This is a genomic window from Weissella paramesenteroides ATCC 33313 (assembly GCF_000160575.1).
Classification (GTDB): domain Bacteria; phylum Bacillota; class Bacilli; order Lactobacillales; family Lactobacillaceae; genus Weissella; species Weissella paramesenteroides.
Map to the genome: position 1 here is coordinate 258,166 of NZ_GG697132.1, position 11,440 is coordinate 269,605.

Annotated in this window: 9 protein-coding genes; 1 reads left to right on the forward strand and 8 read right to left on the reverse strand. The window is 38.0% G+C overall.

Features of this window, described 5'->3' with window-relative positions:
* Positions 1-14: 14 nt before the first annotated feature.
* The 8 genes from HMPREF0877_RS08120 to gnd all read right to left on the reverse strand — a co-directional run bounded on the left by HMPREF0877_RS08120 (position 15) and on the right by gnd (position 10,391).
* On the reverse strand, positions 15-896 hold the full coding sequence (locus HMPREF0877_RS08120) for an ATP-binding cassette domain-containing protein (protein ID WP_002828851.1): 882 nt from the start codon (positions 894-896) through the stop codon (positions 15-17).
* Positions 889-1,944 carry an ABC transporter ATP-binding protein gene (locus tag HMPREF0877_RS08125; RefSeq protein ID WP_002828852.1) on the reverse strand — a complete coding sequence of 352 codons (1,056 nt, stop codon included), beginning with the start codon at positions 1,942-1,944 and terminating at the stop codon, positions 889-891. The genes HMPREF0877_RS08120 and HMPREF0877_RS08125 overlap by 8 nt, the downstream gene beginning before the upstream one ends.
* Positions 1,945-2,329: 385 nt before the next feature.
* Positions 2,330-3,277, reverse strand: a complete 948-nt coding sequence (locus tag HMPREF0877_RS08135) for an ABC transporter permease (RefSeq protein ID WP_040761038.1) — start codon at positions 3,275-3,277, stop codon at positions 2,330-2,332.
* A gap of 13 nt (positions 3,278-3,290) precedes the next feature.
* A complete protein-coding gene (locus tag HMPREF0877_RS08140) occupies positions 3,291-4,232 on the reverse strand; it encodes an ABC transporter permease (RefSeq protein ID WP_242649017.1) in 942 nt (313 codons plus the stop codon).
* A gap of 39 nt (positions 4,233-4,271) precedes the next feature.
* Positions 4,272-5,963: a peptide ABC transporter substrate-binding protein gene (locus tag HMPREF0877_RS08145; protein ID WP_040761041.1), complete on the reverse strand. Its 1,692-nt coding sequence runs from the start codon at positions 5,961-5,963 to the stop codon at positions 4,272-4,274.
* Between the two features lie 612 nt (positions 5,964-6,575).
* Positions 6,576-7,835, reverse strand: coding sequence for a tyrosine--tRNA ligase (tyrS, locus tag HMPREF0877_RS08150; protein ID WP_002828858.1), 1,260 nt, complete (start codon positions 7,833-7,835; stop codon positions 6,576-6,578).
* 614 nt (positions 7,836-8,449) lie between these two features.
* Positions 8,450-9,154: an FGGY family carbohydrate kinase gene (locus HMPREF0877_RS08155; RefSeq protein WP_002828861.1), complete on the reverse strand. Its 705-nt coding sequence runs from the start codon at positions 9,152-9,154 to the stop codon at positions 8,450-8,452.
* Positions 9,155-9,482: 328 nt separating this feature from the next.
* A complete protein-coding gene (gene gnd, locus HMPREF0877_RS08160) occupies positions 9,483-10,391 on the reverse strand; it encodes a phosphogluconate dehydrogenase (NAD(+)-dependent, decarboxylating) (RefSeq protein WP_040761046.1) in 909 nt (302 codons plus the stop codon).
* Positions 10,392-10,543: 152 nt separating this feature from the next.
* Between gnd and HMPREF0877_RS08165 the strand changes: the two genes are divergently transcribed.
* Positions 10,544-11,386: a MurR/RpiR family transcriptional regulator gene (locus HMPREF0877_RS08165; RefSeq protein WP_002828863.1), complete on the forward strand. Its 843-nt coding sequence runs from the start codon at positions 10,544-10,546 to the stop codon at positions 11,384-11,386.
* Positions 11,387-11,440 lie beyond the last annotated feature (54 nt).

Consider the following 11,440-nt stretch of genomic DNA (forward strand, 5'->3'; position numbering starts at 1 on the left):
TGCTTTTGACTAGCCTAAATATCATTCTCCAAAACCCAATGTTGTGGTTCTCTTTCAACAAAATTACCTTGTACGCCTAGCGGTTGTCCTTGAAACGGTTCATAAGTAATTGGTGAATCAAGCTTGGTTGTTGGAACTGCAGACAACAAAGACTGCGTATATGGATGTAACGGATTTTGATAAACTGCCCTTGTCGGACCACTTTCAACTATTCTTCCTTGAAACATAACTAAAATTCGGTCACTAATATAATTCACAACCGACAAATCATGGGCAATAAACAAGAAAGTCAGGTCACGTTTAACACGTAATGATTTGAGTAAATTAATTATTTGCGCTTGGACTGAAACATCCAATGCTGATACGGGTTCATCCAAACATAGAATACTAGGCTGAACCGCTAAGGCACGGGCAATACCGATTCTCTGCCGTTGACCACCTGAAAATTCATGCGGATAGCGATCAATAGCATTTTTCGGCAAACCAACTGCCTGCAACAAATCAATAACTTGTTTTTCACGATCAGCTTTATTATTAGCAAGTTTAAAATTATCAATTCCTTCAGCAATAATCTCACCAACCCGAAGTCGAGGATTTAAAGAATCAAAAGGGTTTTGAAAAACCATTTGAACTTGTCGTCGAAATTCCTCACGTTGTTTTGCATTAAAACGTGTCACATCCGTTCCCTTATATTTAACTTCTCCACTCGTTGGTGATAACAAACGTGTTAAAACACGAGTCGTTGTTGTCTTGCCACTACCTGATTCACCAACAAGTCCTAAAATCTCACCCTGTTTAAGGGTAAATGAAATATCTTTAACAGCATCCCGTGCGTTTTTCTTTTTACCAAATGTTACCGTCAAATGCTGAACGTCAAATACTGTATCGTCAGTCATAAAACTTTCTCCCCTCAGTCATTTGTTCGAATTGCTGCCAACGTTCTTTAATTTCTACTGGTGGCTCATATGCTGGTGAACGATTATCCAATAACCACGTTTTAGCAAAGTGAGTTGAACTAACTTTAAAAAAAGTAGGTTCTTGATTAAAGTCAATGGCTAGTGCATACGGATTACGTGCAGCAAAAGCATCCCCCTTTGGAGGGAAACGTAAATCTGGTGGATTTCCAGGTAAAGTAAATAATTGATCGTTACCCACTTTATTTTCAGGTACTGCTTCCAACAACCCCCAAGTGTAAGGATGTTGCGGGTTATAAAAGATTTCTCGAGTTTTACCAATCTCTATAATTTTCCCGGCGTACATAACTGCCACCCGATCGGCTAAGTTTGCTGCAACGGCCAGATTATGTGTAATAAAAATAACGGATAGGTTCAACTCTTTTTGTTGTTGTCTTAGGAGTTTTAAAATATTTGCCTGTGTCGTAACATCCAATGCAGTTGTTGGTTCATCAGCAATCAATATATCAGGCCGTGAAATCAATGCCATTGCAATCACTATTCTTTGCAGTTGTCCTCCTGAAAATTCATGTGGATACTTACGATAGGCAATTTTTGGCTCTGCAATACCAACAGCAGATAGCTGCTCATAGACTTTCTTCTTTGCGTCACTTTTATTGATATGTTGATGGGCAATTGCTGCTTCCAAAATTTGTTTTCCCACTCGCATTGTCGGGTTTAAAGCACTTAGAGCATCTTGAGATATCAATCCAATTTGTCTGCCCCTAACTTGCTGCAACTCTTTTTTGGATAAACTCAAAATATCTCGATCAAATATCTGTAAATAATCTGCGCTGACTTGACTCTTCGCAGGTAACAAACCCATTAAGGCGTGCATTGCGATTGATTTACCAGAACCTGATTCACCGACGATAGCTAATGTTTCTCCTTGATACAAGTCAAAATCAATGCCACGAGTTGCGTAAAGCGGTTGCCCCGCAACATCCAGCGTAACTTGCAAATTTTTGACAGTAACTACTTTTTCATTCAAAATTTCACCCCTCCGCTAATAAACGATTTAATATTTCTAGTACCATTAGCAGACAAAGATTCAACCCCACAAGTCTAAGCAGGTTAAATATGAAAGTTGATCCAGTACGATGTAGCAATCGCTTAATTCGCTGACCACTTTTAAAAATTGTTTTTTTGTCACTAGTGTTAGTAAGCAGATATATTGCTAAAATTAGCAATAATAACCCAAACGTTACGGAAAAGATGCTATTCATTGTCCAAATTAAATAAATGTATGAAAGATGATGATAAATTTTTAAGCTCATAAATACTGCAATTAAACTCCCCAAAACAAGAGAGCCTATAAAAATTCCCATCGTCTTCATTTTTTTGTTTTCATCAAGCAACTAAAATCAAGCTCCTTTCTAAACACTATAACGTGGATCAAGAGCATCACGAATGCCATCACCAACAATGTTAAAAGCTAATACAAGCAAAATCAAAATAACAATTGGAATATACAATTGATAAGGATGTTGCAACATCTGCTCTTGTCCGACTGAAATCAAAATACCTAAACTAGTATTTGGGGGCTGTAATCCTAACCCTAAGAAACTTAAACTAGCTTCAGCAAAAATATTATCTGGAATACTTCGTCCAATATCTAAAATTAAAATGCTCATCATATTTGGCACAAAATGCTTTAAAGTAATTTTCCATAAAGGAGTATTTAACATCTTAGCTGCCGTCACATAATCCAAATTTTTCAACTGTTTAACTAACCCACGAGTTTGTCTAGCTGCTCCTGCCCACGAAGTGACAGCAAGGGCAAATAACATAGTGATCACGCCATTCCCTAAAATTGCCATCAAAATCATAGTAATCAAAAGGCTTGGAATTGAATTAAAAATTTCAATAATTCGTAACATGATGGCATCCGTTTTTCCACCAATAAAAGCCATGGTAACGCCATAAATAGTACCAAAAACTATCGACAGTGCAGTACTTACAATTGCCACCATAAATGAAACTCTCACTCCTGCAGCCGCACGAACAAAAATATCTCTCCCTAAACGATCAGTCCCAAATAAATGTGATAAACTTGGCACTTGATTTTGCAATTCTGAATTGATTCTGTTTGGATCATATCCGTAAATCGCTCCGCCAAAAACTGCAATCAAAACTATCAAACACAAAATGATTAGCCAAATTGTACTAATACGTTCGCTAAAAAACTTTTTTGCAAACTGTCTACTAAAACTGACGCTAGTCTCTGCATTATTTTCAGACTCCTCTTGGGAAAGAACTTTTCTTTGTGCAACAGTGACAAATCGAAATTCTGTTTCCGTCGTTGCGTTAATATCTTGACTCATTGATTCATCCCCTCTATTCATCAACTAATTTTATACGTGGATCAACTAACGTATAAAAAACATCCGTTACAAATAAGGACACAATATAAATTGTGGCTAAGAAGACTGTTTCACCTAAAATAATGGGAACATCCCGATTTGTTAATGCCTGGACGAAAAACTGCCCAATACCAGGAATCACAAAAATACCCTCAATAAAAACCGAACCAGTAATACCAAACGCAATCGTTACCGGCAATGATGTAATCAGAGGAATAAATGCATTACGAACCACATGATGCATAATGACCTTCCTACCTGAAATTCCTTTAGCATAAGCGGTCTGAATATAATTACTACTTAAAACATCTAACATAGAGTTCTTTAAAAGACGGGCGTATGCTGCAATATAACTCATCCCCCCTGCGATAGTTGGCAATATTGTATACGACCAGCCACCTAGCCACATTTCGGAATCTTCTGGCCAGCCAATAATCGGAAAAAGCCCCAATTTGCCACCGAAAAAGCTTTGTAGTAACAAACCCAACACCAGGCTAGGAACTGAAATCAATAAAAGACTAACGACCGTTACTGAACGATCAATCCAGGTATTTTTATATACTGCAGCCAAGATTCCTAAAAGTAGTCCCAAAGGAATACCTATAATCATTTGTTGCAACCCCAGGCGAGCAGAGGCAGGTAACTTTTCTTTTAACGCACCCGACAGCGTTTCGCCTGGTGTCACGATTGATTCACCAAATTCACCATGTAACATACTGTTCACAGTTATTGCATAGCGCTCTAATACCGGCTTATCTAAGCCTGAGTTTTTGTATACTTGCGCACGTGCTTCCTCAGGTAAGCGATCCGTTTGCGCTGATAGAGCATCACCCGGTATTGCAGCTAGTAAAAAAAACGTGGCTGTTGCAATCAGAAAAAGAGAAATTAGTAACTCCACTGCGCGCTTTGCAATCATTCTCAACAAGATTTTATTTCTCCTCTCCCGATATAATAATTATTTCTTATAGGCATATACATAGTTGTAAGTTGGACCAAATACTGGCGTCTGCAATCCCTTCACAGATGAAGATGTAAACACCTTTGTTTTAGGCACAGTCGTTGGTGCAACACCAAAGTCTTTAGATACCAAAATCTTTTCCAATTGTTCATAAATTTGAAGGCGTTGCTTAGTATCTTTGGTATTCTGCAATGTCGCAAACAACTTATCGTATTCATCACTCTTATAACCACCAAAGAAGCGCTGGAAGCCATTATTAGATGACCAGAGTGATAAGAAGGTTTCTGGGTCATTATAATCACCATACCAACCATTTGAGAGTAGATCATAATTTCCTTTATCTCGCTTAGAAACAAACGAAGCCGTATCTGATTGTGAACTTGCCTTCACTGTAACGCCCAATTCATCTTTAAATTCCTGCTTTAAGTAAGATATTAAATCAGCATCATCACTACTATCGTTTGTTGTCAAAAATACTAATTTTACCTTACTTAAGTCCGTTGATTTACCGAGCTCTTTTAATCCTTTCTGGAATAACTTCTTCAGTTTAGCGGATGAATTATATTCTTTTTCTGATTGTGCCAAAATATTACCAGCTGACTTACGGTAATTTGTCGTACCGACAGTCACACTTCCAGGAATATATCCTTTTGCTGGTTGCTCTTGACCATCACTTAACACCTTATTATATTTTGTGCGATTAATTGCCAGACTGATTGCTTCACGAATCTTAGCATTTTTCAACAAGCCTTGCGTACCACCTGTTTTTTGATTAAATACTAATAAGTTGGTTCCAGATCCCAGCTGACTTTTGACGTTCACTTTGCTACTCTTTGCTGCTTTTTTATAATTTAGAGCATCGGTACCAGAAGCAACGACTGAATCCAACTGACCAGACTGTAGTAGAGAGGAAACTGTTGATGACTTTTCAGTCGTAATATACTTAACCTTATTAAGCTTAACCTGCTTGTTATTCCAAAACTTTTTATTTTTAGTTAATACAATCTTATCGTCAGTCTTCCACTGCGTAATTTTGAATGCACCATTAGATACTTGATCTTTCCAATCCGTTTTCCATTTTTTATTTCCTTGCTTATTAATCAAGTCTAAACGAACCGGATAAAAGGCCACGTTCGAATACTTTTTCAAAAAATTTTCAGTTGGATGGGCTAGTGTAATCTTAAATGTTTTCTTGTCGGGTGCAGAAACTCCAACTGATGAAGCTGGTGCTTTTCCCGTATTGTATGCCTCGGCATTTTTAATATCATATCCGAGTGTGGCATAGGCAAATCCATTTTTAGGGTTCAATTCTCGTAAAGCCGAATCAACATAGTTTTGAGCTACCACGGCCTTACCATCTGACCACTTAGAATCACGCAAATGGAATGTATAAGTCAAGCCATCCTCCGAAACTTCATATGATTTAGCACCTGCTAATTCAAGTTTATCTTTACCATTCTTTGAATTAATACGAAAAAGGCCTTCTTGTGTCGCGTTTAAGATATCAAATTCATTAGCATTACGAACGTCATTGACGTCGACTGTTGTTGGGTCTGATTTTTCAACTAAATTTAGTGTTTTTTTATCATCAGCACTGGCGCTCTGCACACCACTACCTACAAATTCAACTGCTGGAAATAAAATTGCAGTGACTAATAAAAATTTTTTAACATTGTGATTAATGCTCATATTAATTTCCCCCTTATCATATGTACGATCATGGTATTTATTATTAATAAATACGACAATAAAAAAGTCCTTACTCATCAGATATGAGTAAGGACGAATATTTCGTGGTACCACCTTTATTTATGATCTAAAGACCATCTCAAAAGCTCAGACTAATTATCAATGAAATTAGTCTTAACATTGGAAAATAACGGTTCCTACCGTAAGTGTCGCTTGCACGCACTTATTGCTACGAGTTCATCTTCACTATGCCTCGGGTTAGCTTTTTTCACCAAACAAGCTTCTCTGTATACCTTAATCACCGTTACTCTTCTCGATTTTTGCAATCTTATTTAACTTTTTAACAAAATAGATATCATTTCAATCAGCGCTTATACATCCATTAATTTCTAAAATTATGAATTAATAGCGACATTAAAAACACCTTAATTGGTATTATATAATCTTTATTAGAAAAATCAAATTTATTTTTAATGTTATTTACATTTGTCACAAAAATAAATCCCTCTGAAGTGGTAAAAACACCATTCCAGAGGGATTACAGACAACCTCAACTAATTAAGATTAATTTTTTACACATTAACTTTCTATAAACCAACAAGCGTCAGCAGGCTACTTTACAACAGCAACAGCCCACTTCTTCTTACCACGCTTAACAATCACATATTTACCATCATACTTATCAGTAGGATCGATAATTGCATCTTCGTCTTTGATTTGTACACCGTTAATACGAACTGCACCATCCTTAACCGAGCGACGGGCAGCTGTCTTTGATTTCTCTAAACCAGCTGCAACCACTAAGTCTAACAAGCCGATTTTGTCATTTTCAATTTCAAATGTTGGCACATTTCCTGCCAAGACAGCAACTTCATCTGTTGACAAAGATGCCACATCAGCATTACCAAACAAAACATTTGTCATAACTTCTGCAGTATGCATTGCTTCTTCACCATGTACAAATGTGGTTACTTCCTGAGCCAAACGACGTTGTGCATGACGGGCAGCAGCGTTTTCTGATAATTCGGCTACGAGGTCGTTAATTTCTTCTTGTGACAAGAAGGTAAAGTACTTTAACATCTTTTCAACATCAGCATCGGCTGTATTTAGCCAGAATTGGTAAAACTCAAACGGTGTGGTCTTTTCAGGATCTAACCATACTGCACCACCTTCAGTTTTACCAAACTTGGTACCGTCAGCCTTCAACAATAATGGGACCGTTAAGCCAAACGCAGGTGCCTCGCTATCAACAAGCTTATGGATCAAGTCAACCCCATTGGTAATGTTTCCCCACTGGTCAGAACCACCAATTTGTAGGCGTACATGTTCGCGCTTGTATAACTCGTAAAAATCAATCGCTTGCAAAATTTGGTAAGTAAATTCTGTGAACGAAATACCTGCCTCTAGTCGTGAGGCCACAACATCTTTTGCCAACATTGTATTCACTGAAAATAGTTTACCGTAATCACGAAGCATCCCCAACAATGACATCTTGCCTAACCAATCGTAGTTATTAACGATTGTAAATTCATTTTCACCAAATAGTTTAACCATTTGGGCGCGGATTTTTTCGACGTTAGCTGCCACATCTTCTTGTGACAATAATTTACGTTCTGATTTCTTTCCTGAAGGATCACCAATTGAACCAGTTCCACCACCAACAACAATGACCGGCTTGTGACCAACTAGTTGAAATCTCTTTAAAATCATAAAGGGAATCAAATGTCCAATATGCATTGAATCACCAGTTGGATCAATTCCCACATAAAGACCAATTGACTCCTGACTGATTAAATGACGTAACCCATCTTCGTCAGTAACTTGGTTAATTGCTCCACGCCAAGCTAATTCATTTAAAATATCTGCTGCCATTTGCTATTCCTCCAATTTGTTTATGTATGTATCTTTAAAAATGATGGATTAAATCAAAAAGCGCCCTAACCAAGAATTTAATCCTGCTTAGGGCGCTGTTAAACGCGGTACCACCTAAATTGTCACCTATGTGACCACTTATATCCTCGTAACGTGAGGACCTCGTTCATGCACTGTACTGACTGTAATTCGTTAATTGGTTTGATTAGTTCACAACAGCCACTAATTCTCTGAATGTCCACCAATTTTTCTACTGAATGTCATACACGATAAAACGATTATAGCATATTCTTTCTAGGATTGACCATTTTTAAAAGCAAAAGAAAAGAGGCCTCTCTCACTAAATGAGCGCGGGCCTCTTTGTGCATAAGCGGACCACCACGTACCGCTTATACGTTTTCACCATATCATGTTAACGGGCACCACCCCATTAACAATCCCCTTTTGTTCTAAGAATCCCGTCTTAGAACTCCTTCCGCCTTGTTGAGGCTCCTTCACAACCTCAACAAAACCATTATCGGACAGCAAGGCATTGCACCTTCCATAAAGGCGGCCCTAGGACATCACCCCTTGGCCAACTGCATCCCCGATAACAGTAATTATTATAGCATATTTTATTTAAGGTGAAATGTTGGAAGAACGCTAATTCCTGTTTGTGTCGCAAATTCATCTGAAACGGTAAATGTGTTATCTGAAAAGTCGGTCACTGCAGGCAAATTTTCCGCAGTTAATCCCGATAATGCCAATGCTTGGGTATCCCATTCATCGGTAACCAAATTATATAAACCAGTTCGTGCAGCATATGCTCGCGAAGTAATATTTTTACCAAATAAACGATAAATGATGTAGCTTTGTAAGCTCATATAATGTGCAGCCTGTTCATATACATCTGGTTGTTCGTTCTTCAACCATAAAATTAAGACTAATGGCGTCGTGTCTAATAGGGATAACCCCATTTTACGTTGCAGTTGTCCGGTAACCCCATTCATCGTTAACGCATCGACATATTTTTGTGTATCTTTCCCATAGATCACTGGCATTAATGATGCAAAATCCTTATCAAGTGGCATTAACCCATCGATGGAAATTTCTGAAAGGATAACTTCCTCAATTTTAGATGTCGGACTATCTAACAATACTTCATTAGCTTTTTTTATCGCGCTAATCATCTGATTAAAAATTTTATCTGGTGTGATGGCTGCACGTTCTGTATCTGTCGTTGATACCGGCAATTCAACTTGATGTTGTGCATTATTTTCATCAATAAGTGTCGTTTTAATTGATAACAAAGATACATCAATTGTTAGTGTATATTTCATAATAACTCCTCTAAGTAATACTATTATTATACGCTAGTACAGCAAAAAAAGAGAGCGCGACAAAAGTTGTTTTGAAGCCGGTGTGTAACGTTGATTTACGCTATTTTTGGCCGTAGCAGAGCGGAGGACAGGAATGGCGTAAATTGCGTTACATTGAGGCTTCAGACTTTTGGAACGCGTTTAAGAGCGAGATAAAAGTTGTTTATGCTATAAAATTGACATACTCATAACTAAGGCATTTTTAGCAAAAAAAGAGACTGACACATTTTAATGTCTCAGTCTCCACTTTCACAATCAAAAATATTTTATAGGTCGGACAAAGTAAAAATTACTTTGCAGCGTCCATAGCATGTCCACCGAATCCGTTACGTAATGCTGACACAACCTTACCAGTAAATGTGTCTTCTTGTAATGAACGGTAACGCATCATCAATGACAAAGCAATAACAGGTGCTGGTACTTGCAAGTCCAATGACTCTTCAATCGTCCACTTACCTTCACCAGATGAGTGCATAACACCTGAGATCTTGTCTAGCTTAGGATCCTTTGAGAATTGCTCCTCAGCCAATTCCATCAACCATGAACGGATAACTGAACCGTGGTTCCACAACTTAGCAACGGCCTCGTAGTCGTAATCATATTGTGAAGCTTCCAAAACTTCGAAACCTTCAGCGATAGCTTGCATCATACCATACTCAATACCATTGTGAACCATCTTCAAGTAGTGACCTGAACCTAATTCACCAGTGTATAGGTAACCGTCTTTTTCAGCAATGGCTTCGAACAAAGGCTCGATAATCTTCCATGCTTCAGCGTCATCCCCACCGATCATGAAGTTTCCACCGTTACGAGCACCTGACATACCACCTGAAGTACCCGCATCAAAGAACTTGATACCTGCAGCAGAAGTACGCTTGTTTTGCTCCAAGTTATCCTTGTAGTTTGAGTTTCCACCATCGATAATGATGTCGCCAGCATCTAACTTTTCGATCAATGTATCGATTGTTGAGTTAGTTGGCTTACCAGCTGGAACCATTACCCAAACAACTTTTGGTGATGGCAAAGCTGCCAACATGTCGTCTAAGTCAGTAACACCAGTAACAGCGTCTGAATATGAGTCAGCTTCCTTTACTGAATCTGCACTCAAATCATAAGCAACTACCTCATGACCATTATCAACAGCATTTTTTACCAAGTTCAAGCCCATCTTACCAAGGCCGATCATTGCGAACTTCATGTCTGTACCCCTTTTTTTCTTTTGTTTTTTCTCTACTCCATTATTATAATGCAAAAGTTTTTCATAATGCAAGCTTTTTGTTGTAAAATCTTTTCATAAGCTATTTGAGTTTATGCAATTTTGTGACATAATAAGGTAAAGAAGGAGAAATTATGGCACAATCAGGATTTGCTCGCATACGGTCAATGCGTGACCAATTAACTGGATCAGATAATAAAATCGCTGCATTCATCTTAAAAAACCCCAACGAAATTCGTTCATTAACCATTCAAGAGCTGGCTAATGCCGTTGGCTTATCGACAGCAACCGTTTCCCGATTTGTTAAACGGGTTGGTTTTGGTTCATTTCGTGAATTTTCATTAAGTTTGGCTAGCGTACCCGCTCCCGAAAATAGTTTTTTCGGCGAAATTGACCAAACTGATGACCAAAATGAAATTGTTCAAAAAGTATTTAGCGGGGCAGAAAACGCCCTTGAAGCAACCGTAAACCTTATTAAAGCAGACGATTGGTCACTAGCAACTGACTGGTTGATCAATGCACAACATGTCGGTTTATTTGGTATCGGTGGTTCATCTATTGTAGCTTTAAATGGCTACCATAAATTTTTAAGGACACCTTTGCACATTGAACAGCATCCCGACTATGATGTGCAATTAATGCAAGCTGTTCACATGACTGAACAGGACGTGGCAATCGTTATCTCTCATTCAGGTCGTAATCATGGAACATTAAATCTTGCTAGACAGTTAAAAGCAAACAACGTCAAAATCATTGCGATTACAGGACACCCAAAGTCTGAATTAGCAAAACTCGCCTCATTGACTTTAGCTAGTGCAGCAGAGGAAGTTAACATTCGTAGTGAATCAATGTCATCCCTAATTGCCCAATTAACCATTATGGATAGTTTATTCACGCTGGTTGGTGTGCAATTAGGAGATAAAACGCAAGCTGTTGTAGATAAAATACGCGTAACGATTGAAGACAGTCGTGAGTAATATCTGTTTAGAAAACACTTATATTATATATAAAAAGCCCTAACTTTTGTTGAG